Source organism: Pseudomonas sp. LFS074, assembly GCF_047978165.1.
Taxonomy (GTDB): domain Bacteria; phylum Pseudomonadota; class Gammaproteobacteria; order Pseudomonadales; family Pseudomonadaceae; genus Aquipseudomonas; species Aquipseudomonas putida_P.
In genome coordinates this window covers 2,123,001-2,147,316 of sequence record NZ_JBFPFV010000001.1, presented here as the reverse complement: position 1 = coordinate 2,147,316, position 24,316 = coordinate 2,123,001, and the positions used below count along the sequence as shown (strand labels likewise).

18 protein-coding genes are annotated in these 24,316 nt (G+C 62.3%); 10 read left to right on the top strand and 8 right to left on the bottom strand.

The features are described 5' to 3' along the window. Positions 1–37: 37 nt before the first annotated feature. Complete coding sequence (locus ACNQP3_RS09860) at positions 38–1,072, bottom strand: acyltransferase family protein (RefSeq protein ID WP_069942826.1); 1,035 nt, start codon at positions 1,070–1,072, stop codon at positions 38–40. A 107-nt stretch (positions 1,073–1,179) separates the two neighbouring features. After that, on the bottom strand, positions 1,180–3,480 hold the full coding sequence (locus ACNQP3_RS09855; RefSeq protein WP_264317288.1) for a fatty acid cis/trans isomerase: 2,301 nt from the start codon (positions 3,478–3,480) through the stop codon (positions 1,180–1,182). Positions 3,481–3,663: 183 nt separating this feature from the next. On the opposite strand from ACNQP3_RS09855, the gene metH reads away from it, so the two are divergent. Then, on the top strand, positions 3,664–7,371 hold the full coding sequence (metH, locus tag ACNQP3_RS09850) for a methionine synthase (protein ID WP_012271637.1): 3,708 nt from the start codon (positions 3,664–3,666) through the stop codon (positions 7,369–7,371). Between the two features lie 170 nt (positions 7,372–7,541). Beyond that, positions 7,542–7,760, top strand: a complete 219-nt coding sequence (locus ACNQP3_RS09845; RefSeq protein WP_012271636.1) for a DUF2970 domain-containing protein — start codon at positions 7,542–7,544, stop codon at positions 7,758–7,760. 268 nt (positions 7,761–8,028) lie between these two features. On the opposite strand, the gene ACNQP3_RS09840 is transcribed toward ACNQP3_RS09845, so the two are convergent. Continuing rightward, positions 8,029–9,105: an ABC transporter substrate-binding protein gene (locus ACNQP3_RS09840; protein ID WP_060492827.1), complete on the bottom strand. Its 1,077-nt coding sequence runs from the start codon at positions 9,103–9,105 to the stop codon at positions 8,029–8,031. 213 nt (positions 9,106–9,318) lie between these two features. Here ACNQP3_RS09840 and ACNQP3_RS09835 point away from each other — a divergent pair, with 213 nt between their 5' ends. Both ACNQP3_RS09835 and ACNQP3_RS09830 read left to right on the top strand, forming a co-directional pair. Continuing rightward, positions 9,319–10,971, top strand: coding sequence for a nitrite/sulfite reductase (locus tag ACNQP3_RS09835; protein WP_012271634.1), 1,653 nt, complete (start codon positions 9,319–9,321; stop codon positions 10,969–10,971). Next, complete coding sequence (locus ACNQP3_RS09830) at positions 10,955–11,449, top strand: DUF934 domain-containing protein (RefSeq protein ID WP_012271633.1); 495 nt, start codon at positions 10,955–10,957, stop codon at positions 11,447–11,449. The genes ACNQP3_RS09835 and ACNQP3_RS09830 overlap by 17 nt, the downstream gene beginning before the upstream one ends. Positions 11,450–11,495: 46 nt before the next feature. Here the strand turns inward: ACNQP3_RS09830 and ACNQP3_RS09825 are convergent, their stop codons facing one another. Then, positions 11,496–15,677, bottom strand: a complete 4,182-nt coding sequence (locus tag ACNQP3_RS09825) for an NEL-type E3 ubiquitin ligase domain-containing protein (RefSeq protein WP_264317287.1) — start codon at positions 15,675–15,677, stop codon at positions 11,496–11,498. 204 nt (positions 15,678–15,881) lie between these two features. Here ACNQP3_RS09825 and dkgB point away from each other — a divergent pair, with 204 nt between their 5' ends. Next, on the top strand, positions 15,882–16,685 hold the full coding sequence (gene dkgB / locus ACNQP3_RS09820; protein WP_264316978.1) for a 2,5-didehydrogluconate reductase DkgB: 804 nt from the start codon (positions 15,882–15,884) through the stop codon (positions 16,683–16,685). 80 nt (positions 16,686–16,765) lie between these two features. Here the strand turns inward: dkgB and ACNQP3_RS09815 are convergent, their stop codons facing one another. Beyond that, entirely contained in the window at positions 16,766–17,239 is a 474-nt protein-coding gene (locus ACNQP3_RS09815; RefSeq protein ID WP_060514139.1) for a hypothetical protein, read from the bottom strand. A gap of 200 nt (positions 17,240–17,439) precedes the next feature. Here ACNQP3_RS09815 and ACNQP3_RS09810 point away from each other — a divergent pair, with 200 nt between their 5' ends. After that, positions 17,440–17,904, top strand: a complete 465-nt coding sequence (locus ACNQP3_RS09810) for a DUF1348 family protein (protein WP_179027552.1) — start codon at positions 17,440–17,442, stop codon at positions 17,902–17,904. Here ACNQP3_RS09810 and ACNQP3_RS09805 read toward each other — a convergent pair whose 3' ends face one another. Next, positions 17,905–19,260, bottom strand: a complete 1,356-nt coding sequence (locus tag ACNQP3_RS09805) for an ATP-binding protein (protein WP_060492831.1) — start codon at positions 19,258–19,260, stop codon at positions 17,905–17,907. Then, complete coding sequence (locus ACNQP3_RS09800) at positions 19,257–19,964, bottom strand: response regulator (RefSeq protein ID WP_041166455.1); 708 nt, start codon at positions 19,962–19,964, stop codon at positions 19,257–19,259. Before ACNQP3_RS09800 ends, ACNQP3_RS09805 begins: the two co-directional genes overlap by 4 nt. Before the next feature lie 167 nt (positions 19,965–20,131). Between ACNQP3_RS09800 and ACNQP3_RS09795 the strand changes: the two genes are divergently transcribed. From ACNQP3_RS09795 to ACNQP3_RS09780, 4 genes are all read left to right on the top strand, one after another. Further along, positions 20,132–20,914: a VacJ family lipoprotein gene (locus ACNQP3_RS09795; RefSeq protein WP_264316977.1), complete on the top strand. Its 783-nt coding sequence runs from the start codon at positions 20,132–20,134 to the stop codon at positions 20,912–20,914. After that, positions 20,907–21,137 carry a hypothetical protein gene (locus ACNQP3_RS09790; protein ID WP_012271625.1) on the top strand — a complete coding sequence of 77 codons (231 nt, stop codon included), beginning with the start codon at positions 20,907–20,909 and terminating at the stop codon, positions 21,135–21,137. Before ACNQP3_RS09795 ends, ACNQP3_RS09790 begins: the two co-directional genes overlap by 8 nt. A gap of 140 nt (positions 21,138–21,277) precedes the next feature. Beyond that, positions 21,278–22,510, top strand: a complete 1,233-nt coding sequence (locus tag ACNQP3_RS09785; protein ID WP_264316976.1) for an MFS transporter — start codon at positions 21,278–21,280, stop codon at positions 22,508–22,510. Positions 22,511–22,546: 36 nt separating this feature from the next. Then, a complete protein-coding gene (locus ACNQP3_RS09780; protein ID WP_012271623.1) occupies positions 22,547–23,320 on the top strand; it encodes an AraC family transcriptional regulator in 774 nt (257 codons plus the stop codon). Between the two features lie 22 nt (positions 23,321–23,342). On the opposite strand, the gene ACNQP3_RS09775 is transcribed toward ACNQP3_RS09780, so the two are convergent. Next, positions 23,343–24,305 (bottom strand): aliphatic sulfonate ABC transporter substrate-binding protein, encoded by a 963-nt coding sequence (locus ACNQP3_RS09775; protein WP_264316975.1) that lies wholly within the window; start codon positions 24,303–24,305, stop codon positions 23,343–23,345. Between the last annotated feature and the right edge of the window lie 11 nt (positions 24,306–24,316).

Here is a 24,316-nt window from a genome sequence, read left to right as displayed (position 1 = left end):
CGCCAAGTGTACGCCAACCCAGCCTTCGAACAAAGTCCTAGTATTTGACTCGGGAAAGCGCATATTCAGGCGCCGGCTCCCGTGGCGCCGCCAGCCAGGCTTGCATGCGCCGGTACAGGCCGCGCTCCAGCCACTGGTAGCTGAACCACGACATTAGTCCAATGGACGGCACGCACAGGGCGAACACCAGGTACGGGTTCAAATGCAGGCGCTGGCTGGCGAACCAGCCGGCGTACAGCACCAGTACATGGACCAGGTACACCGAGTACGAACAGTCGCCCAGCGCCTTGAGCAACCGGTTGCCCTGGAACACGGGCTCCAAGGCAATGAAAGCCAGCACGATCATCGCGCTTGGCAGGCCCCAGTGCAGCAACCGCTGTGACGCATCCAAGTGATAGATGGCCAGGCCTGCCACCCCCAGCACCACCAGCGGCAGCCACCGCCCTTGGCGAATCAGGCCACGGCGATGAAGCACACCCAGGCCAATGCCGAGCAGGAACTCGTAGATGATGTCGTTGTTGTAGAAATGGCTGAGCACACCCACACGGCCCAGCACCTCGCTGACCAGCAACAGTGCAGCGCTCACCAGCAGCAGGTGGTGCCGTTGCCGCACCAGGAACGCCAGGCCGAACAGCAGGTAGAAGAACATCTCGAAGTTCAGCGTCCAGCCCACGTTCAGGGTCGGGTACAGGCCATAACCCCCGGGGTTTTCCGCCGGGATGAACAGCAGCGACAGGAACAGGTGACGCCAGGCGAATTCCTGATGTGGCATCCATTGGCTGAAGGCCAGCAGCAACATGGCCATCAGTGCTGTGTAGAACCAGTAGGCAGGGACGATACGCATAACCCGATTGAGCAGGAACTGGCGCGGCTCGATGGATTTGTCGCGGGTCGACAGGTAGATGACCAGCCCGCTGATGACGAAGAAGATGTCGACGCCTATGGCGCCACGGTCGGTGAGCAGTTGGCCGATGGGGCCTGTGGCATGGAAGTCGAAGAAGATCTGCATGAAATGGTGGCAGACCACCACCCAGGCGGCGAACGCCCGCAGTGCCTGAAGCGAATACAGCATGAAATACCCTGAGATTGCCGGTGCATTGAGGCCTTCGGGCTGCATAGCAGCCCCGGACCACCCACCGATTCCGACCGCAGGGTATTCGGAAAGATCAGCTGACCCGATCAGAGGTTCTCATAGCGGTTCATGTCCAGTACCCCGGCTTCGACCGGTTCGGTCTCCTTGATGAAGCTGTTCAAGTCATGGAAATAGCGCCAGAACTCGGGGTGACTGCGGCGCACGCCCCAGCGCATGACAATGCGCTCGAACTTCGCCGCATCATCTTTTGCATATTCCATATCCTCGACGAACTCCGGCACATCCTTGGTCGGGATATTGAAGATGAAGTTCGGGTAGCTGCTGAGCACCCCAGGGTACAGGGTCAGCGTGTCCAGCCCTGGCTGGTAGCGGTACGCCTCGCCCAACAGGAACGCCACATTGCTATGCGCGCGGTTGCGCAGCAGGCTGTAAACCTGGCGCTGCCCGCCCTGCCCTTCGATGCGCAACATGGTCGCCTCGGGCAACTGGTTGATCACCTTCAGCCCGGCAGCCGGGCGCGACACCAGGCGGCTGAGCGACTGCTCGGCATTGCGGAACTCCTCGCTCACCTGCGCCCGCGAGCAGAACGCACCCTGGCAGCGGTTGATCGGGTCCGGCGCGGCATTCAGGCTGCCGGTGCGCTGCAGCAGCTTCAGGCCAAAGTCACGCTTGGGGTTGTGCGCGTCAAGCTTGATACCGCTCGGGGTATCGGTGTCGATGTCCTCGTAATCCATCCACATCTTCACCTTGCCGCTGTTCTGGTACCAGTCGCCGAGGATCGCCTTGCGCTGGTCGGCAGGCATCAGGCGCAGGAAGTTGACCTCGGCGCCGTTGCGGATCAGGTCGAAGTACAGGCGTGTCTGCAACTGGTGAGAAACGTTGCCGTACACATCGAAGTTGACCGCCAACTGATAATAAGTGCGCTCGAACAACGGGTAGTCGAACAGCCACACGGTCAGCGGCACATCACCGATCAGGCCCTTGGTCACCGAGGCGCTGTCGAAGTGGCGGAAGATGCTCAGCAACGCGTTGTCGTTACCGGCCCACAAGGTCGACCAACCGGGTGCTGGCATGTCGGCATAGGCTTCACGGCGCAGTTTCTCGTACTCGTTGCGCTTGTCGCGGTAGGCGTGCCACAGGCTCAGCACACTGCCCACATCATCGATCTGCCCCGGCATGGCCAGCAATGGCGTAGCCTCGCCCCGGTACTTGGCATCGGTGATGTAGCGATCGAAGGCCGGCTCTTGGAACAACGCCCAGAAATTGTCGCGGATCACGTCGGTGGCAATCTGCCCGCGGCACACCGGGCCACGGATGAAGGTGCGCACGAAGTATTCGGCGTTATCCAGCATGAACTGGTAGCGCGCCACCGCCGGGATCGCCTCGAAGGTTTCGAACGGGTTGGCCCGGTGGCGCGGGCCGTAGCCTGGCAGCGCGGCGGCATGCCAGTCACCGGCGTAGAACAACTGCTTCACCCGCTTGAGCTTCTGCGGCCCCATCGGGTAGGTGATGTGCGTTTTGTGCACGATCACGCCCTGTACCGGGATCAGCCGGTAGTAGAAGTCGGTGCCCGGCGGGTCGTTGGGGCGACGGGTCGCAATGATGTCGACGGGCTTGCCACTTGGCGTGCGCGAGCGCACCCACTGGAAGAAGTGGCCCTGCTCGCCGCCAACGAAATAGATGTGCGCCAGGAACAGGTGCTCGTATAGCCAGCGGCCAACCAGCGCCTCGGTGGAACCGGGGCGGTTGAGCAGTTCTTCCCAATCGCTGATCTGCCTGGCTTCGGCAGCGCTCGGCTGGATCGGCTGGTACTCCACCGGCGCACCGGCCGCCAGCCATCGGCGCATGGTGTCGTATTCCTTGTCGGTCAGCCCGGTCACCGCCAGCGGCATGCCCTCATTGGGGTGGGCGCCGGCATAGGCGTCGAACTCATGGGGCAACGGGCACATGTTGTTGCGGCTCAGGCCCAGGACGATCTCCTCGGGCAGCTTGGCGTTGGGCGTGAGCGGGGTCTTGTGGCCCAGCTCCAGCATGCGCGCCATCAACGCGGCCTGGCTGCCCTGGTTGTCGAGCACCGAGTAGAAGCCCTTCTTGCGCCATTGCTCTTCGCTGTGGGCGTCATAGAACAGCCGGGTGGGGGGCACCGCCTTGCTGCGCTCGCCTTGGTACACCGGCACCTTGCTGGCCCCGCGCACCGCGCCTTCGGGGCTTTCCAGCTTCAGCTGGCAAGCGGCGTCGTTGCAGGCGTGGCAGGCCACGCACTTCTCGGTGAAGATCGGTTGAATGTCCCGGGTGTAGGAAATAGCCGGGCTCGACTGGGGGGCTTGCCCGAACACCGCGCCGCTGATGAGCAGGGCGAAGGCGCCGGCAAGGATACGATGCACCATGTGCGGAAAGTCCTGGTTCTTGAAAGCCATCACGATTTGTTGCCTGGTCGTCCTTGGGTGCTCTGCGTTACCGACACCCGCCCAACATGAGCACTTTTCATGCAAATGGGCGATGCGCCTAAAAACCGCGCAGGTTTGTTATGATTCCGCACCTTCTGATATTTGCCCGACCAGGTAGTTCCTATGTCCGACCGCAGCGCTCGTCTCCAAGCACTCCAGAACGCCCTCAAAGAGCGCATCCTGATCCTCGACGGCGGCATGGGTACTATGATCCAAAGCTACCGTCTCGAGGAACACGACTATCGTGGCACGCGTTTCGCCGATTGGCCAAGCGATGTCAAAGGTAACAACGACCTGCTGCTGCTCAGCCGCCCGGACGTGATCGCCGCCATCGAGAAAGCCTACCTGGATGCCGGCGCCGATATTCTCGAAACCAACACCTTCAACGCCACGCAGATTTCCCAGGCCGACTACGGCATGGAGTCGCTGGTTTACGAGCTGAACGTAGAAGGTGCGCGCATCGCGCGCCAGGTGGCCGATGCCAAGACCCTGGAGACGCCAAACAAGCCGCGCTTCGTCGCCGGCGTGCTTGGCCCCACCAGCCGCACCTGCTCGATTTCCCCGGACGTCAACGACCCCGGCTACCGCAACGTCACCTTCGACGAACTGGTAGAAAACTACATCGAGGCCACCCGTGGCCTGATCGAGGGCGGCGCCGACCTGATCCTGATCGAAACCATCTTCGACACCCTCAACGCCAAGGCGGCGATCTTCGCCGTGCAGCAAGTGTTCGAAGACGACAACGTCGAACTGCCGATCATGATCTCCGGCACCATCACCGACGCCTCCGGCCGTACCCTTTCGGGCCAGACCACCGAAGCGTTCTGGAACTCGGTGCGCCACGCCAAGCCGATTTCCGTGGGCCTGAACTGCGCCCTCGGCGCCAAGGACCTGCGCCCGTACCTGGAAGAACTGTCGACCAAAGCCGATACCCATGTATCCGCCCACCCCAACGCCGGCCTGCCCAACGCCTTTGGTGAATACGACGAAACCCCGGCCGAGATGGCCGAAGTCGTCGAAGAATTCGCCGCCAGCGGCTTCCTCAACATCATCGGCGGTTGCTGCGGCACCACCCCGGGGCACATCCAGGCCATCGCCGAAGCCGTGGCCAAGTACAAGCCGCGCGAGATCCCGGAAATCGCCAAGGCCTGCCGCCTGTCGGGCCTGGAACCGTTCACCATCGACCGCCAGTCGTTGTTCGTCAACGTGGGCGAGCGCACCAACATCACTGGCTCCGCCAAGTTCGCCCGGCTGATCCGAGAAGAGAACTACACCGAAGCCCTGGAAGTCGCCCTGCAGCAGGTCGAAGCCGGCGCCCAGGTGATCGACATCAACATGGACGAAGGGATGCTCGATTCCCAGGCCGCCATGGTCCGCTTCCTCAACATGATCGCTGGCGAGCCGGATATCTCGCGCGTACCGATCATGATCGACTCCTCCAAGTGGGACGTGATCGAAGCGGGCCTCAAGTGCATCCAGGGCAAGGGCATCGTCAACTCCATTTCCATGAAGGAAGGTGTCGAGCAGTTCAAGCATCACGCCCGCTTGTGCAAGCGCTACGGCGCTGCCGTGGTGGTGATGGCATTCGACGAGGTCGGCCAGGCCGACACCGCTGCGCGCAAGAAGGAAATCTGCAAGCGCAGCTACGACATCCTGGTCAACGAAGTGGGCTTCCCGCCGGAAGACATCATCTTCGACCCGAACATCTTCGCCGTCGCCACCGGTATCGAAGAGCACAACAACTATGCCGTCGACTTCATCGAGGCCTGTGCCTACATCCGTGACCACCTGCCTCATGCGCTGAGCTCGGGCGGGGTGTCCAACGTGTCGTTCTCGTTCCGCGGCAACAACCCGGTGCGCGAGGCGATTCACTCGGTGTTCTTGTTCCACGCCATCCGCAACGGCCTGACCATGGGTATCGTCAACGCCGGCCAATTGGAGATCTACGACGAGATCCCGGCCGAGCTGCGCGAAAAAGTCGAGGACGTGGTGCTTAACCGCACGCCGGAAGGCACCGATGCACTGCTGGCCATCGCCGACGACTACAAAGGCGGCGGCGCCACCAAGGAAGTCGAGAACGAAGCCTGGCGTTCGCTGCCGGTCGACAAACGCCTGGAGCATGCCTTGGTCAAGGGCATCACCGCGCACATCGTCGAGGACACCGAGGAGTGCCGCCAGCAATGCGCACGCCCGATCGAGGTCATCGAAGGCCCGCTGATGAGCGGCATGAACGTGGTCGGCGACCTGTTCGGCGCAGGCAAGATGTTCCTGCCCCAAGTGGTCAAGTCAGCTCGCGTGATGAAGCAGGCGGTGGCGCACCTGATCCCGTTCATCGAGGCCGAAAAAGGCGACAAGCCCGAAGCCAAGGGCAAGATTCTGATGGCCACGGTCAAAGGCGACGTGCACGACATCGGCAAGAACATCGTCGGCGTGGTGCTGGGCTGCAACGGCTACGACATCGTCGACCTTGGCGTGATGGTGCCGGCCGAGAAGATTCTGCAAACCGCTCGCGACGAGAAGTGCGACATCATCGGTTTGTCTGGCCTGATCACCCCGTCGCTGGACGAAATGGTCCATGTCGCCCGCGAAATGCAGCGCCAGGGCTTCGAGCTACCGCTGATGATTGGCGGCGCCACCACCTCCAAGGCGCACACTGCGGTGAAGATCGAGCCCAAGTACAGCAACGACGCGGTCATCTACGTCACCGACGCCTCGCGCGCGGTCGGCGTGGCGACCCAACTGCTGTCCAAAGAGCTCAAGCCGGGCTTCGTCGAAAAAACCCGCCTGGAATACGTGGACGTGCGCGAGCGCACCGCCAACCGCAGCGCCCGCACCGAACGCCTCAGCTACACCCAGGCCATCGCCGCCAAACCGCAGTACGACTGGGCCGGCTACCAGCCGGTAGAGCCCACCTTCACCGGCGTCAAGGTGCTGGAAAACATCGACTTGCGCACCCTGGCTGAATACATCGACTGGACCCCGTTCTTCATTTCCTGGGACCTGGCCGGCAAGTTCCCGCGTATCCTCACCGACGAAGTGGTCGGCGAGGCGGCCACCGCGCTTTACCAGGATGCCCGCGAGATGCTCGACAAGCTGATCGACGAGAAGCTGATCAGCGCCCGCGCGGTGTTCGGCTTCTGGCCGGCCAACCAGGTGGCCGATGACGACATCGAAGTGTACGGCGAGGACGGCCAGACGCTGGCCACCCTGCACCACCTGCGCCAGCAGACCATCAAGCCGGACGGCAAGCCCAACTGGTCGCTGGCCGACTTCGTCGCGCCAAAAGCCAGCGGCGTCACCGACTATGTGGGTGGCTTCATCACCACCGCCGGCATCGGTGCCGAGGAAGTGGCCAAGGCCTACCAGGACAAGGGCGACGACTACAGCTCGATCATGGTCAAGGCCCTGGCCGACCGCCTGGCCGAAGCCTGTGCCGAGTGGCTGCACGAGCAGGTACGTAAAGAGCACTGGGGTTATGCCCGCGACGAGCACCTGGACAACGAGGCGCTGATCAAGGAACAGTACAGCGGTATCCGGCCTGCCCCGGGCTACCCGGCCTGCCCGGACCACACCGAGAAGGAGACCTTGTTCCGTTTGCTCGATGGCACTGCCATTGGTGAAACCGGGCCAAGCGGCGTGTTCCTCACCGAACACTTCGCGATGTTCCCCGCGGCGGCGGTCAGCGGCTGGTACTTCGCCCACCCACAGGCGCAGTACTTTGCCGTGGGCAAGGTCGACAAGGACCAGATCGAGCGCTACAGCGCGCGCAAAGGCCAGGATGTGAGCGTCAGCGAGCGCTGGTTGGCGCCAAACCTCGGGTACGACAGCTAAGGCCGCGCTGGCCTCTTCGCGGGCAAGCCCGCTCCCACAGGGGCCGCACCGTTTTTGAAACGTGTGCAGTACTTGTAGGAGCGGGCTTGCCCGCGAAGAGGCCAGTCCAGGCAGTTCCTTTTTCATTGCCTACACTGTCCCTGATTGCCTCTGATTTCCCAGGAGCCAACATGGACGATTCCAGCCAGGGCAAACCCCCGACCTTCTGGCAGATGCTGCACAGCATCCTCGCCGCTGCCTTTGGCGTGCAAAGCGGCAAGAACCGCGCCCGCGACTTCACCCACGGCAAGGCCAGCCATTTCATTGCGCTGGGGACGTTGTTCACCCTGGTGTTCATCGCGGTATTGATCGGCCTGGTGCAACTGGCCCTGCACCTTACCGCCCGTTAGAAGTGAAAACGCCTGCGGGGATTCCGTCCCCGCAGGCGCGCTTGCTGCATCACGGTCTAGAAGACAAGTCTACTGGTGGCTGACCCAATACACGGCAGTGACCACCACCAAAACGATCAGGCAGAGGATCGCCCAGGCATCGACGCTGCTGTCAGCTTTGCGGACCTTGGTTGAGTTTCCCATTGCATTGCCTCTTGTAGTGGTTATGGGAATGCACTTCACCACCAGCAGTTAAGACGAGCAATGCCCTTCACTCAAGCAGGGTCTTTCAATATTCGACCGGTGACGTAAGAAATGGGTAGCGGTAGCCCGGCGGCCGCCCTTCAGCGCTGTACCGCTGGAAATCGACGCCGTAATCGTCCCGTTCCAGCAGTTTCAGCCAGCGCTTGGCTTTGGCCTGATCGATCGCCTGCAATACCGGGGCACTGTGCTCGCGCAGCCCGTCGCGGTTCAACGCCAGCCCTTGAGCGTCATCGTGCAGCATAACCATCGCCCAACCGCCCAGGGTGAAATGCCCACCCATCAGCACGCTCAGGCGCCCATCGATACGCGCCCGCAAGGCCTCGGGCGAACTGTTGACGGCGCCGAACAGCACGTCGCGCCCCGGTGTGTGCCCAGCTTCCTCGAACGCCTGCATGGCACCAAAGGCCATCTCGTCATTGGCCGACCACACCAGCCGGGTGGCCGGGTAGCGCTCCAGCAACTGCTGGGCCTGTTCATAGGCGCGCTGGCGGTTCCAACCGCCGTACACCACCTGACGCAGGCGCACCTGGGGGAAGTCGGCCAGCGCACGGCGCATGCCCTCCTCACGCAACTGCGAGGCCGGGGTGGTCTTGACCCCGGCAAAGGCCACCAGGTCCACCGGAAAGCTGTCGCGAGGCAACTGTGCGACCATCTGGTGCAGCATTTGGAAGCCCGCCTGCTCGTCGTTACTCATCAAGGTCCCCAGAGGCTCGGCGTACTTGTCGGGCTGGGCCTCGATGCTGCGGACCTGGCTGGCGGTCAGGCCATTGTTGACCAGCAGCAGCTTCACACCCGTGCCACGTGACAGGCGCAGGATTTCCGGTGCCACGTACTGCTCGTTGACCAGCACCAGGTAGTCCGGCCGCTGCGCCCCACCCAGAATTGCCCGGGCCTGGCTCAGCGCCAGGTCGGCGCGGCGCTCGCTGTACTCCACCCGCAGGGTCATGCCCAGCTCATCCGCGGCGGCCTGCATGAAGCGGGTATAGCTGGTCCAGAACGTCTCGGTGGACAGCCCAGGGTTGAGGAACACCACCGAAGCCGGCTGCGCACTTGCCGTCAGTGGCAGGGCAAGACACAAGCTTTGGCACAGGGCCTTGAGCATGGGGTCACATCTCTGCGAAGCAAACGCCGGATTATAAACGCCTGGCTACGCTCAGCGCACAAATGGCAGTCAGTCTCACATAGTCCATTTGGTTCTTTTCATATGCAAAAACATCACTTTAGCGCATAACTGCAACCTGATATCGTTCCCCGGCTCCGTACCGGAGTGCGCGGCCGTGCGCGCGAATAGCTGCATGCCTGAGACAGGACTTTTATGTACGTATACGACGAGTACGATCAGCGGATCATCGAGGACCGCGTCAAGCAGTTCCGTGATCAGACCCGCCGCTACCTGGCCGGTGAGCTGAGCGAAGAAGAATTCCGCCCTCTGCGCCTGCAGAACGGCCTTTATATCCAACGTTTCGCGCCGATGCTGCGTGTCGCCGTGCCGTACGGCCAGCTGAACGCCACCCAGGTCCGCACCCTGGCCAAGATCGCTCGCGACTACGACAAGGGCTATGCCCACATTTCCACCCGCCAGAACGTGCAGTACAACTGGCCGGCGCTGGAAGACATCCCGGACATCCTCGCCGAGCTGGCCACCGTGCAGATGCACGCGATCCAGACCAGCGGCAACTGCCTGCGTAACACCACCACCGACCAGTTCGCCGGTGTGGCCGCAGACGAAATCATCGACCCGCGCCCATGGTGCGAAATCGTCCGCCAGTGGACCACCTTCCACCCGGAATTCGCCTACCTGCCGCGCAAGTTCAAGATCGCCATCAACGGCTCGCAGGAAGACCGCGCCGCCATCGAAGTGCACGACATCGGCCTGGAGCCTGTGCGCAACGCTGCCGGCGAGCTGGGCTTCCGTGTGCTGGTCGGCGGTGGCCTGGGCCGTACCCCAGTGGTGGGCTCGTTCATCAACGAGTTCCTGCCGTGGCAGGACCTGATCAGCTACCTGGACGCCATCCTGCGCGTGTACAACCGTTACGGGCGCCGTGACAACAAGTACAAGGCGCGGATCAAGATCCTGGTCAAGGCCCTTACGCCGGAAGTGTTCGCCGAAAAGGTCGAGGCCGAAATGGTCCACCTGCGTGGCGGCAGCACCACCTTGACCGAAGATGAAGTGCAGCGTGTGTCGCGCCATTTCGTCGACCCGCAGTACCTGGCCCTCGACAATGTCGACTACGCCGCCCAGGACGCCGAGTACCCAGGTTTCGCCCGCTGGCGCTCGCGCAACACCCGCGCCCACAAGCGCCCTGGCTATGTGGCCGTGACCCTGTCGCTCAAGCCCACCGGCGTTGCCCCTGGCGACCTGACCGACAAGCAGCTGGACGCCGTGGCCGACCTGGCCGAGCGCTACAGCTTCGGCTTCCTGCGTACCTCGCACGAGCAGAACATCATCCTCGCCGACGTCGAGCAGCGCCAGTTGCACGCGCTGTGGCTGGAGCTGCGCGAGGGCGGCTTCGCTACCCCGAACATCGGCCTGCTGACCGACATCATCTGCTGCCCAGGCGGTGACTACTGCTCGCTGGCCAACGCCAAGTCGATCCCGATCGCCGAATCCATCCAGCGCCGCTTCGACGACCTGGACTACTTGTTCGACATCGGCGAAATCGACCTGAACATCTCCGGCTGCATGAACGCCTGCGGCCACCACCACGTGGGCCACATCGGCATCCTCGGTGTGGACAAGAAGGGTGAGGAGTTCTACCAGGTGTCGCTGGGCGGCAATGCCGCGCGTGGCGCGAGCCTGGGCAAGATCCTCGGCCCGTCCTTCGCCCAGGATGCCATGGCCGATGTGATCGAGAAGCTGATCGCCGTGTACGTCGAACAACGTACCGAGGAAGAGCGTTTCATCGACACCTACCAGCGTATTGGCATCGACCCCTTCAAGGAACGCGTCTATGCAGCGAATCATTAAGAACAACCAGATCGTCGACGAAACCTGGCACCTGCTGCCCAAGGAAACGTCCTTTGACGAGCTGACCAACTGCGACGACTACATCGTCCCGCTGCAGATGTGGCGCGACCATGCCCACGTGCTCAAGGCCCGCGATGGCGGGCTGGGTGTGTGGCTGGACAGCGACCAGGAAGCGGAAGAGATCGGCGAAGACGTGCAGCACTTCCAGGTCATCGCCCTGAACTTCCCGGCATTCACCGACGGGCGCAGCTACTCCAATGCGCGCCTGCTGCGCGACCGCTACAAGTTCAAGGGCGAGCTGCGCGCCATCGGCGATGTGCTGCGTGACCAGCTGTTCTTCATGGCCCGTTGCGGCTTCGATGCGTTCGCCATCCGTGCCGACAAGGACCCGGAAGACGCGCTGCAAAGCCTGAAAGACTTCTCGGTGACCTACCAGGCCGCCACTGACGAGCCGCTGCCGCTGTTCCGCCGCCGCTGATCGTCCAGCCCCAGCGAACAGCCCGCCTTTCAGCGGGCTGTTTCGTTCATAGGCCCTGGCGCTCAATGGCCTCGCGGCTCAACTCAAGAAAAAGCTGGCGTTGCGCGGCCTCACGCTCTGCACTGATCTGCTCGATTTGCATGAGGTAGTCATGATCGCTTAGCGCTTCCGATTGCTCGAGCAATGTATCCAGGCGCTGCTGGAACGGCTCGTTCATGCGGCTGAAACGCGCCGATTGGTGACTGCTTAAGTAATCTTGCCAAAAGGATCGATCGGCAAGCGCTTGAGCCAAGGATTGTGGCGTCTCCTCCCGCAGTACCTCGCTGCGGGCCGACTCCAGGTCTTTATGGCTAACCCCGCTTACACTCTCGTACGCCATATGTTCAGGCTGCGCCGGGAGGTCGAGGCTTTCAGCCAGTTTGACACGATAGGCCAGGTAAACTTCGACGGGATCGTCCGAGTAATAGTGGGCGATATGCCGTGCCGCTATCGCGTTTACCTTGTCCAGACGAGACAACGAACGCCCCAGCATCACCAGCGCCCGCTCCCTTTGCAAACCACTACTGGCCGATGCAGCCCTGGAGGCCATCGCGCCAACCTCCAGCTCGCTCAGCGTCAGCAGCAACTCGTCACTGCAACTGCGCGGCCGGCTAGCTTGCTCGAAAAGGCTGGCACGCACTTCGGCGTGCTGCTCGCACGCTTCGAGGATATGCCACACGCGCGCTTGAAGGTCACGGGGGCGTGCGTGGTATTCACGCAAATCCTGCAAATCAGCGATAAATTGGAACAGATCACTCGCCCCGTCCTCTTGGCGCAACAGGTTCCAACGCGCCAATCGAACTTCGCGTTGTGCCGCAGTAAACCCTGACAACCATGGGGTTGCGTCGCTGGCGTCAATCGATAGGTGAGTCGCTTGCGTACGCTCAGATGCCCCCGCTGCGGCCCTGGCCAATTGCAAGCGTTGGAGGGTTTCATCCGAGAGTGGATTGTCGTGCAGCTCCAGCCCCCCTAGCAAACGTAGCGGCAACATGGACAGCGCTTCAGGCAACGTCTGGATCTGGTTGCCACGCATGTCCAGCAACTCCAGATTTCCGTGCCTGGCCAATTCAGCTGGCAAGTTGCCCAGCCCTGTGTTGCGCAAGGACAAACGGCGCAGCAAGGGGAATGATGTCAAGGGTGGCAGCAGGCCCACAGGGTTGCCGTTGAGCTCCAGACGGCGCAGCCCCACAAGTTGGCTCAAGCGAAGATTATCGTCGCTGGAAAGAACGATCCGATTGCCACCAAGGCGTAGGTTCCTCAATTCGGCCAGTTGCTCGATACCTGCAGGAAGGCGTGTAAGCTGGTTGCCACGCAAATCCAGGTTACGCACCTTGCTAAAGCGAGCAAGGAAACCCGCGTCAAGGGCCGCCATCCGCATATCACGTAGGGTCAGGTGCGTGATATGGTCAAAAGCCACGTTCTCGGGCAAGGACGGCAAGTCACCCACTCTGTCACCCGCGATCGTCAGGTGATAATCACCCGTCAACTCCCCAGGGTTCATGCGCTGCCAACTCGCCATAATGCGCCTGGCAACCTTGATGCGACGCAACCGGCGAATAATGTTCAGCCCCGTTTCATTCCGCCAGCTTTGCAATGCCTGCTTGAGACTAAACTTGGCCCGTAACAGCTGGCTGACATGGTTCCACGGGTCAATCCCCCGTTGAGCCAGGTCTTGCAGATACGCCTCCAATTGTTCGTTGCTCATTAGCGGGTACACGTGATTCAACGTGCGCTTTAGTGCCTGGCGCGTCCCCGACAGGTGGCCGCTGAGCGGATAGCCCAAACGCCCATCGTATAAACGCACAGGAGGGCGTATACCCTGCCCCACCTGGGCCAGCCCAATCAAACGGGCCGCCGCTTCACGGTCAGCAAGCGCTTCACGCCCAAGCCGCTCGCCCAGCGCGCTTTCCGTCATTTGGCTACCGCCGAGCAGTTGTAGCTGGCGGCTGTCCAGCTGCCGCATTAACGCTTGCAATAACCCACCCTGGTCAGCGGTAGGCAGTTCAACCTCGACCCCAGCCGGCCAGGGTGCGATGGCATCGATCAGCCCCCGCGCGAGCCTTGCGCTGTCGTCATTTGCGGCAGAGGCCTGGCGCAAACCTGCGCAGGCACGGTCTATCCGGCTGTCGCGCACCGCCCAGCGCGCCCGCTCCGCCAAAGCCAACGGTACCCGCCCTGCGCTGGTCAGGCTTTCCAGTTCGTCGCTATTTGCCCCTTCAACGATTTCCCATGCGCAGCGGTGGGAAAGGCTCGGGAAGTTCCGCATCAATAGGTGGTCCGCTGCCTGCGGATTGACCTGCCGCTCATTGAACAATTCCTCGAAAGCACCACCCCGTAATGCCGGGTAATCATGGTGCAATTGCTGACGCTCAAGGGCGTCGAGCAAGCGTGCCGGGGGTGGCGCATTTTCCAGTAACAAACGGCGCAGGCAATCTGCATCGAAACCGGTGAACTGTAGCGCAACAGACGCCGCCTCGTCGGACACTTGGGCCGTGCGGCTGGCAAGGCGGCGCACCATGTAAGCGGCGTCCTGCCAGCACTGCGGCTGCTCAAACTCATGCACCCATCCTCCGGCACCATTGTGTTCAAGAGCTGGTACATAGGCCCCCGGCCGCGTGGGGTGATGAATACGCAATGTGCCATCGCTGTGTTCGCTTACCTCATAGGTAGCATCGTGCAGGCGCCTCAGCGTTCGGCCATTTTCAGTGGCCGCCTGCCCAACGATCAAATTGACGCCATCATGCTGATACGCCGACAGCGCTGGATCGCACAAGCGTAACTGGCCATCCTCCAAACTCACCGGCACCATGGCATCTACGCGTGCCACTCGCTGGGCCAGCTTGCCGAGTGCCGCCGTGCCGGCGGCCGTCACCGCCCCCAGCGCCACCGTCTCGGCCACGTTGAACAGGTGCCCCAATGCGGCGTTGCGGTCGCCCAGTTGCCAATCCTGGTAGCCTTCGTACACCTCGTCCGCCAATTGCACTGCCGTCAGCCCAAGCAAGGCCTGACCCAACACCGGCACGAACAGCGCGGCCAGGCCTGCAATGCTAAGCCCCAAGTTCAGATAACCTTGTAAGCGTGCGTGGCGGTCGGCGATATCCTCATCCTCTGTCGACACCGCCAAAACCCGAGCGTCATCCAGTATTTTGTGGAGACGGGCTTTGCGCAGTGCGACGAACACGCCCCCCTCGACCACAAAGCAGCGGCCATCCAGCTCAAGCGGTGAACCTGTATCGTCTTGCGTGAGCTGCAAGTTCAGGGCCGTATGGAAGGCGACCCGATCACGCTCTGCGATAAAACGCTGGAAGTACTTGCGATACGCTTCGCTGCGCAAACGTACGCCAAGCGCCGTGTACAGCAGCTCCCAGGTTGCATACCCGCTCACCGGGGCATAGGGGTCCTCGGGAAACCACGCGATAACTCCTAGTAGTTCAGCGTGCTGACGCACTTCGATCACAAGTGCACCAACGACCTGCTTGCCCAGCAGCCTCAAGGTATGGCACTTCAACACAGTATTGTCGGCGGGCGACAAAGGTGCTGCGTTCACAATGCGAGCAATACGTTGATACGTCTGCTCGTCGATCTCACCCTTGGTCCTGGCGAGGATGGCCGCAGCGTCCAGGTTGGCGCTTGACGCCTCCTCCATGACTTCGGTGATCACCTCGCCTTCAAGGTGCAATTTCAAGTGGTTTTGATACTGCCGCCCGATATCGAGCCGTCGGCAGAGCTCGACGAATGCCTTCACGCTCAGCGGTAGCACCTGCCCACTCGCATCGACCAACTGTGACCCTGTAGCGAACCAGCCAGGCTGCGTTTCATTTTCGTGAAAGTTATGCAGCGCCGCTGAAAGAAGCACCTGGGTGCTGACAATTTGCGACCAATACAGTGGCAAGGAGGGCGCGATCGGCGGGTTCAGTCGCCGGGTCACCAGGGTGACCTGGGCCAAGCGCAGGTCTAGCTGCGTGATCGAGTGCTCCGCGAGCGCGCTTGCAAGCAACGACTCGGCAAAGGTTTCCAGGGGGCTGATGGCTTGCAGCCGGGCGTTGAGGGCGTCCTGGGCTTTTTGTTGACGCAGCAACGCCACACGCAATAAAGCCAGGTGTTCGGCTGAAGCACCTTTGAGCCAACCTGGCAGTCGGCTGGCAATCAGCGCATCGATGGAGTCAGCAGGTATTACAGAAGTAGCCATCGGCAGTGTGTCCGCTTGATAAAAGCGGTAGCTGACCAAGTTATCGACCTGTTCAGGCCATACTTATGTAATGGAGACACAGCTTGACGGGCGATTCGTGCCTCCCGATCAAATGACTTTGACGCAGCGGCCGCTTATTCACTGCCTGCCAAACCTGCACACTGGCCATCACACGAACTTCCCCAACTTTCCAGGAGTAACCCCATGAGCGTTCCTTCATTCGGCCTCGGTACCTTCCGCCTGACCGGCCAAGCCGTCATCGATTCGGTCAAATCGGCACTGGCGCTGGGCTACCACGTCATCGACACCGCACAGATCTACAAGAACGAAGCCGATGTTGGCCAGGCTATCGCCGAAAGCGGTGTACCGCGCAGCGAGCTGTTCATCACCACCAAGATCTGGGTCGACAATTATGCCGCCGACAAGCTGATACCCAGCCTGCGCGAAAGCCTGGAAAAACTGCGCACCGACTACGTCGACCTGCTGCTGATCCACTGGCCAGCGCCGGGCAACGGCGTTGAACTTACCGAATACATGACGGCCTTGGCCGACGCCAAGAAACTAGGCCTGACCCGCCAGATCGGTGTCTCCAACTTCAACATCGAACTCACCCGCCAGGCGATTGAAGTAGTCGGCAAAGGCGAAATCGCCACCAACCAGATCGAACTCAGCCCATACCTGCAGAACAGAAAGCTGACCGCGTTCCTGAAGGAACAGGGCATCACCGTGACCTCTTACATGACCCTGGCCTACGGCAAAGTGCTGAAAGACCCGGCCCTGGCCGAGATCGCCGCCAAGCACAAAGCCACCGTCGCCCAAGTAGCCCTCGCCTGGGCACTGCAACTGGGCTACGCCGTGATCCCATCGTCGACCAAGCGTGAGAACCTGGCCAGCAACCTGCTAGCCCGCGACCTGAAGCTGGACGCCGACGACATGGCACGAATCGCCACCCTCGAGCGTAATGGACGCGAAGTCAGCCCTGACGGACTGGCGCCGATCTGGGACTGACGACAGCACGGGGGGGAGCACCACGCGGGTGCTCGCCCTGTGGGTTTTGCGCTGACCAGTTGCTGGCAGTGGCTGGCCAGTCAAAAGCGCACCCCCACATTGACCATCCCCGCCGCTGCCCCCAGCACCACGAATTCCGCCCCCAGCGGCCCCCAGTGCACGCCAAACGACGGAATGATCACCGGCGCAATACCAAAATGGTTCAACGGGATCTTGTCGTCGTACTCACCCTTGTAGCCTTCTATCAGCCCCCCGCTCAACTTCACGTACACGGGATAACGGTCGTTTTCCCAGACCTTGCCCAGGTAGGCATAGTACGAACGCTGGTAGAACGAGTTCTTGAACGTTGCCGCGCCCCACAGCAAACCATCCGTATAGACTCGTTCGATGCCGACCAGCTCCTGGTGGTTGTTGTGATCCGGGTCATGGCTCCAGTGCTTGGTGTAGGCGCTGGTCTGCACGTACCAGTAATCTCCTTCACGCTCGCCATCCTCGGCGTTTGCAGCCAGACTCATGATCAGCAGCCCTACCGCTGCAAATGACGTCCTGTTCATGTTCAACGCCTCATGGGTCAATCCAAAGACCCTAGCCAAGCCCAAACCATCACGCCAATGCAATGGCTTCGGGAAAGAGCTGTGCACCTAAATCACCGTTGCACCTGGCGAAATTATGAAGTCCCCAGCCCAGGCATTCTCGCCACGGCGTTGAACCACTACGCTCCTACGTGCCCCTTCAACCCTTGGGAGTTACCCTGATGCCCCGCCCCCCCGTTCCCCCCTTCACCCAGGAAAGTGCCATCGAAAAGGTTCGCCTTGCCGAAGATGGCTGGAATGGCCGCGACCCAGCCAAGGTCGCGCTCGCCTACACCCCCGACACGGTCTGGCGTAATCGCGTCGAGTTCCCCCGTGGCCGTGCCGAGGTCGAGGCGTTTCTGACCCGCAAGTGGAACCATGAACTGGAATACCGCCTGATCAAGGAACTGTGGGCATTCACCGGCAACCGCATTGCCGTGCGCTATGCCTACGAGTACCACGACGATAGCGGCCAGTGGTTCCGCGCGTATGGCAACGAAAACTGGGAGTTTGCCGACGACGGCCTGATGTGCAACCGCCATTCGAGCATCAACGAGCACCCCATCAGCGAAGCCGAGCGCAAGTTCCACTGGCCTTTGGGGCGGCGCCCGGATGACCACCCCGGGCTGAGCGAACTGGGCCTCTGATCACCCCAGCGGCAGTGTGACCTTGGCTTGCAGACCGCCATCGGGGCGGTTGCTCAATGTCAGGCTGCCGCCTTGCTCCAGCACGATGGCCCGTGCGGCGGGCAGGCCCAGCCCCACACCGCCAGTGTCGCGGTTGCGTGAGCCTTCGATCCGGTAAAACGGCGCGAATACCTGCTCATGCAGTTCAGGCGCGATGCCCGGTCCGCGATCCTGCACGGTTATTTCTATCTGCCTGGCGGTTACCATCAACATCACCGTTGGCTCGCACCCGTACTTCGCGGCATTGTCGATCAGGTTGACCAGCACCCGTTTGATACCCACCGGCCTGCCGGTGTACACGCAGCGGCGTGGCCCGCTGAGGCCAACTTCTACGCCCGCATCCTTGAAATCATCCACCACGGTCAACAGCAGTTCGCCTAGGTCGAATGCCGTGGTGGGCTCCAGCCGAGCATCATCACGGAAGAACGCCAATGCGGCGTCGACCATTGCCTGCATTTCATCGACGTCCTTGAACAACTTGGCCTGCAGTTGGGCATCCTCGATGAACTCGGCACGCAAACGCATGCGCGTCAGCGGTGCACGCAGGTCGTGAGAGATGGCCGCCAGCATCTGGGTACGGTCGTTGAGGTAATGCCTGAGCTGCGCCTGGGTGGCATTGAACGCCAGAATGGCCTGGCGCAGGTCGTGCGGGCCGACCACCGGGATGGGTGGGGCGTTGAAGTCCTTGCCAAACCTGCGCGCCCCTTCGGTAAAGCGCTCCAGGGGTTTGGCCAGAAAGCGCGTTGCCAAGAACGCGACGGCAAAACTGGACGCCAGCATCAAGCCGAGGATGATCAGGTTGCGCGGCAGTTCATCCAGGCCCCAACTTCGGCTAGTAGCGCGAAACAGCACCCAGGACTTGTCGCTCAACTCGACCATCAGGGCATAGCCACGCTCAGGGGCGTATTCCGGCATGTCGGAAGGCTCGAATGCCTCAACCCTGGCATCCGGCCGCTTGAGCAAGGCGCGCAGAATAGGCGTGCCCTCGCGGAACTCGGCATCGACCAACACCGGGACGCCCGCTTCGTCATGGCGTTGCAGCCAGCGCACGGAGTAAGAACCGTCGCCCGCCGCGCCGGCAATATTGCTGCGCTGCGCTGCGGGCGCGGCATCGAGGATGCGAGTCACCGCTGCTACTTTCTCGATCACGCCACTCTCCAGCAGTGGCGGTTGCGCCCACACGCTCAGCAGCAGGCTGAACAGCATCTTGAGTAGCAGCAGGAACAACATCGCCGTCAAGGTGGTCAGGGCAATCCAGCGGGCAATGGTGATTCTTGGCTGCGGCACAGCCTGGCGCAGCCGGGCGAACAGGCTCATCGCCTGGCGACCACGGGTGTGAACAGGTAGCCGACGTTGCGCAGGGTGCGGATCAACGGCTCATTGCCGCTGTCGGTTTCAAGCTTGCGGCGCAACCGGCTCACTTGCACGTCAACGCTGCGGTCATAGGCGTCGTAGGCTTCGCCACGGGCCAGGTCCAGCAACTGCTGGCGGCTGAGCACCCGGCGCGGATGTTCGGCAAACACCAGCAACAGCTCGAATTCACCGTTGGACAAGGGAATCATGACGTTTTCCGGCGAGCGCAGTTCGCGCCGCACCACATCCAGTTGCCAGCCGGCAAATTCGAGGGCCGAGGCATGGCTGGTTGCACCTCCCGCCCCCTCGCCGGCCCTGCGCAGCACTGCCCTCACCCGTGCCAGCAGTTCACGGGCGGCAAACGGTTTGGTCAGGTAGTCGTCCGCCCCCAGCTCCAGGCCCACCACCCGGTCACTCAGCTCACCCATGGCGGTCAGCATGATCACCGCCACCTTGTAATCGGCCAGCAGCCGCTGGCACAGCACCAGGCCACTGTCACCAGGCAACATCACATCGAGGATGACCAGGTCCGGCACGCGCCGCTCAAGCGCCTGCCAGAGCGCATTGCCATCACAGGCCACATCTACCTCGTAGCCATGCTGGCGAAGAAACTTCTGTAACAGGTCGAGCACCTCGACATCATCGTCGACTATCAGCAAATGGCTCACAAAAAAGCACCGCAAACAAAGTAACCAAGCGGTACTTTACGGCCATCGCCACGCGGCCGTCATATATTTCAACCCTGTAACAATGTGTCCGAGCAGAGACAATCCAGACATTCCCAGGCAAGAAAAACCGGGCAGCATCGCCGCCAGTTCTTGCCAGGAATGCACCTATGTCCCGTTCATCCTCCACCTCCCGCTCCGCGCGCTCTGGCGCGCTGGCATTGTCGCTGCTCATGGCCGCAGGCTGCAGCCAGCGCGCCCCGGCCAGCATGGCCTGCGGCCCTGTTGCCTATCAGGTCAGTGACCCGGCGGAGCCCGCAAACCGCGTGGTGTTTGCCTTCAATCGCACGGTCGATGACTACCTGCTGACCCCTGTCGCCCGGGGCTACTCTGCGCTGCCAGATTTTGCCCAGCAGGGCGTGCACAACTTCGCCAGTAACTTCGGGGAGCCCAAGGTGTTCGCCAACGACCTGCTGCAAGGCAATGGCGAACGGGCAATGACCAGCCTTACCCGCTTCATCTTCAACACCACGCTCGGTGTGGCGGGGTTGGTCGATGTGTCCGGCAAGATGGGGCTGAGCCAACACCGCTCGGACTTCGGCCAGACCTTCGGCGTTTGGGGCATCGGCAATGGCCCCATCGTCGAGCTGCCGCTGCTGGGCTCGCACAATCTGCGTGACGCCACCGGCACGGTCTTGAGCATGGCGGTGGACCCGTTCGGCGATCACAGCGATACAGTCGATACACTCACTACCGTGGCCACTGCCGGGCACGTCGTGGACGGCCGCGCTGCCGCGCTACCGGTGACCGACTTGCTGCACACCTGGCCCGATTACTACCTGGCAATGCGCGATTACACCGCGCAACAGCGCAGTAACCTGGTGGCGCAAGGCAAGGCAGGCGAACCTGGTACGTGGCAAGCCAAGTGCCCGCAGGTACCCGGCCATGAATGATGCCCACGCCGCCATGCTGCTGTTCCGGCGCCTGGAGGGTGCCGCCCGGCAACCGCTGTTGCTGCACGAACTGGAGGCCCGGGTGTCTGCCGATGGCCGCAATCTGGTCCTCAGCCGCTATCGCGAACGCTATACCGCCGAGGGTGAGCCCTACCGGCACGAGGCTCACCGCAGCGTACCGATCGCTGCGTTGCTGCGCTGGATGGCAAGGCACGAACGGTAAAAAGGCCTCACGGGCACGGATGCCGCACAGATGCCCGAAACGCGGCAGTGGCTGCCTGTTCGGCGTGAGACAGGCAACCCAGGCACTGGCTAACCTGCGGCGGCAATGCCTTGCTCCCTTGCCACAGAAGAACCTTGCCCATGACAACCTCTACCGCCTCCATGGCCACCGCCACGCCTGCCGACCAGCCTCAGGGCTTCGCGGTCCGTATCGTCGGTGCCGCCGCATTCGCCCACTTGCTCAACGACTTGATCCAGGCCGTACTGCCGTCGATCTACCCGATGCTGAAAAGCGATTTCACGCTGAGCTTCGCCCAGATCGGCTGGATCGCCTTGATCTACCAGGTGACCGCCTCGCTGCTGCAACCTTGGGTCGGCATGTTCACCGACAAGCACCCACAACCCTACCTGCTGCCGGCCGGCATGTTGGTGACACTGGTGGGCATCGCCCTGCTCGCCTTTGCCGGCAGCTATGAAATGCTGCTGGTGGCGGCCGCCGTGGTCGGCGTGGGCTCGGCGACCTTCCACCCCGAAGCCTCGAGGGTGGCCAGGATGGCCTCCGGCGGGCGCTTCGGCACCGCGCAATCCGCCTTTCAGGTCGGCGGCAATACCGGCTCGGCCCTCGGCCCGCTGCTCACCGCCGCCGTCGTCATTCCGCACGGCCAGCCAGCCATTGCCTGGTTCATGCTCGCAGCCGCGCTGGCGGTAATGGTGCTGCTGCGGGTGACCGGCTGGAGCGTGCGTCACGGCCAGGCCCGGCTCAAGACCTTCGCCAGCCAGCAGGCGCCCGGGTTGTCGCGCAACGCCATGTGGCGCGCGGTGGTGGTGATCGCCGTGCTGATGTTCGCCAAGTTCGTCTACATCGCTTCGTTCACCAACTTCTTCACCTTCTACCTCATCGAGCATTTCGGCCTGAGCGTGCAACACAGCCAGCTGTACCTGTTCGTGTTCCTCGCAGCCGTGGCGCTGGGCACCTTTGCCGGCGGCCCGGTGGGTGACCGTATCGGGCGCAAGGCAGTGATCTGGGTCTCGTTCCTCGGCGTGGCGCCCTTCGCACTTGCCCTGCCCCATGCCAACCTGGCCTGGACAGCGGTACTGGCAGTGGCCATCGGCCTGGTGATGTCCTCGGCTTTCGCAGCGCTGGTGGTGTATGCCCAGGAGGCAGTGCCAGGCCGGGTCGGCATGGTCTCGGGAGTGATGTTCGGGCTGATGTTCGGCATCAGCGGTATCGGTGCCGCCGGCCTCGGCGAGCTGGCCGACCGGTATGGCATCGAGTGGGTGTACCAGGCCATCGCCTTCCTGCCGCTGCTGGGGCTGGCCACCGCGCTGCTGCCGGCTACCCGCTCACAAGCCCGGCCCAGCCGTTGCTGCTAAAGTGGCGCTGCCAGGCTGCATCTAGACGAGGACACGATGGTAAAGCCGCAGCGTGAATTGCTGGTGGAGGTCGATGGGTGGACCTGGGAAGTGGGTAGCCGCGCGACGGACTACCCGAGCGACTGGTTCATCGAGCCCCATCACCATGCCAAGCATCAACTGATCTATGCCATCAAAGGCCTGATGATCGTCGAGTCCGGCAACGAATGCTGGACTGTGCCGCCCAGCCGCGGTGTATGGATGCCTTGCGGCCAGGTGCACGCCATCCGCTGTGTCGGTGATGTGAAAATGCGCAGCGTGTTCGTGCGCACCGACGCGGCGGCGGGCCTGCCCCTGCAGAGCAAGGCCATCAGCATTTCGCCGCTGCTCAGTGAGCTGATCAAGGCCTCGGTGGGCTTTACCGCGCCGTTTGCCGAGGACTCGCGAGAAGCCCGGGTGATGCGGCTGATCCTCGACGAGATCTGCGTACTGCCCACCTTGCCGCTGAAGCTGTCGCAGCCCAGCGACAAACGCTTGCGGGTGATCTGCTCGGCGTTGCATGAACGGCCCGACGATAATGCCACCGTAGCCGACTGGGGCCTGTATCTGGGGGTGGACGAAAAGACCATCCAACGGTTATTCCGCAAGGAAACCGGCATGACCTTCGGCCAGTGGCGCCAACAGGCGCGACTGATGCAGGCGCTGGAACGGATTGCCCTGGGCGAGCGGATCATCGATGTGGCGGGCGCACTGGGGTATGACAGCCCCAGTGCCTTCGCCAGCATGTTCAAGCGCCAGTTCGGCACCACGCCGAGCCAGTTCTTCAAATAGCCTGCAGGCTATAAAGCCATCCTCAGTCAACAGCCTGGGGCTCGAACACAGTCACCGCCCGCGCATCCACCGGTTTGGGCAGCAGCCCTTCACGGTAGAAGGCATCGGCAATACGCTGCTGCTCACCCAGGTTGTCCAGTTGCACCGGCTGCACGTCATAGCTGCGCCGGCCATTGGCCTGCTGCACCGTGACGCTGTCCAGGTTGCCCCACAACGGTCCCAGCACCCGGGCCGCCGCGGCAGGGTTGGCCTTGGTCCAGGTACCGATCTCGCGCAGCGCCTGATACACCTGCTGAAGCACTTCAGGGTGCGCCGTGGCGTAGTCGCTGCCGGCCAGATAGTAACGCTGGTAACTCGCCAGCTCGCTGCCATCGGCCAGAATGCGTGCATTCTGCTGACGCTGGGCACTGGCCACGTAAGGGTCCCAGGTGACCCAGGCATCAACCTTGCCATTCTCGAAGGCCGCGCGGCCATCGGCAGGGATCAGGTACGCCGGGGTGATGTCCTTGAAACTCAAGCCGGCCTTGGCCAGGGCCTGGATCAACAGGTAGTGGCTACCCGCCGCCTTGGTCACCGCCACGCGCTTGCCCTTGAGATCGGCCAGTGTCCTGAGCGGCGAGTCGGCCGGAACCAGGATGGCCTGGGCCGAAGGGGACGGTGCCTCACGGGCAAAATAGGTGAGCTTGGCGCCGGCTGCCTGGGTGAACACCGGCACTGTATCGGCCACGTCCGCCGACAGGTCGACATTGCCCAGGTTCAGTGCCTCCAGCAACGGCAAACCACTGGGGAACTCGTGCCAGCTGACGCGAATGCCTTCGGCTTGCAGGCGCTGCTCCAGCGTGCCGCGTGCCTTGAGCAACGTCAGCAGGGTGGAGGATTTCTGGTAACCGATGCGCAGGGTCTGCTCGGCGCTGGCAAGCGACGGCAGCAGGCCACCGAGCAGCAGGCCCAGGGCCAGGTGGCGCAGGCGTTTGCGGTGCAGCATGGGGTGTCTCC

Excerpts from the sequence above, each read along its gene's own strand:
- ACNQP3_RS09860 (WP_069942826.1), bottom strand. The coding sequence starts at position 1,072 with ATGCTGTATTCGCTTCAGGCACTGCGGGCGTTCGCCGCCTGGGTGGTG.
- ACNQP3_RS09855 (WP_264317288.1), bottom strand. The coding sequence starts at position 3,480 with ATGGTGCATCGTATCCTTGCCGGCGCCTTCGCCCTGCTCATCAGCGGC.
- metH (WP_012271637.1), top strand. The coding sequence starts at position 3,664 with ATGTCCGACCGCAGCGCTCGTCTCCAAGCACTCCAGAACGCCCTCAAA.
- ACNQP3_RS09845 (WP_012271636.1), top strand. The coding sequence starts at position 7,542 with ATGGACGATTCCAGCCAGGGCAAACCCCCGACCTTCTGGCAGATGCTG.
- ACNQP3_RS09840 (WP_060492827.1), bottom strand. The coding sequence starts at position 9,105 with ATGCTCAAGGCCCTGTGCCAAAGCTTGTGTCTTGCCCTGCCACTGACG.
- ACNQP3_RS09835 (WP_012271634.1), top strand. The coding sequence starts at position 9,319 with ATGTACGTATACGACGAGTACGATCAGCGGATCATCGAGGACCGCGTC.
- ACNQP3_RS09830 (WP_012271633.1), top strand. The coding sequence starts at position 10,955 with ATGCAGCGAATCATTAAGAACAACCAGATCGTCGACGAAACCTGGCAC.
- ACNQP3_RS09825 (WP_264317287.1), bottom strand. The coding sequence starts at position 15,677 with ATGGCTACTTCTGTAATACCTGCTGACTCCATCGATGCGCTGATTGCC.
- dkgB (WP_264316978.1), top strand. The coding sequence starts at position 15,882 with ATGAGCGTTCCTTCATTCGGCCTCGGTACCTTCCGCCTGACCGGCCAA.
- ACNQP3_RS09815 (WP_060514139.1), bottom strand. The coding sequence starts at position 17,239 with ATGAACAGGACGTCATTTGCAGCGGTAGGGCTGCTGATCATGAGTCTG.
- ACNQP3_RS09810 (WP_179027552.1), top strand. The coding sequence starts at position 17,440 with ATGCCCCGCCCCCCCGTTCCCCCCTTCACCCAGGAAAGTGCCATCGAA.
- ACNQP3_RS09805 (WP_060492831.1), bottom strand. The coding sequence starts at position 19,260 with ATGAGCCTGTTCGCCCGGCTGCGCCAGGCTGTGCCGCAGCCAAGAATC.
- ACNQP3_RS09795 (WP_264316977.1), top strand. The coding sequence starts at position 20,132 with ATGTCCCGTTCATCCTCCACCTCCCGCTCCGCGCGCTCTGGCGCGCTG.
- ACNQP3_RS09790 (WP_012271625.1), top strand. The coding sequence starts at position 20,907 with ATGAATGATGCCCACGCCGCCATGCTGCTGTTCCGGCGCCTGGAGGGT.
- ACNQP3_RS09785 (WP_264316976.1), top strand. The coding sequence starts at position 21,278 with ATGACAACCTCTACCGCCTCCATGGCCACCGCCACGCCTGCCGACCAG.
- ACNQP3_RS09780 (WP_012271623.1), top strand. The coding sequence starts at position 22,547 with ATGGTAAAGCCGCAGCGTGAATTGCTGGTGGAGGTCGATGGGTGGACC.
- ACNQP3_RS09775 (WP_264316975.1), bottom strand. The coding sequence starts at position 24,305 with ATGCTGCACCGCAAACGCCTGCGCCACCTGGCCCTGGGCCTGCTGCTC.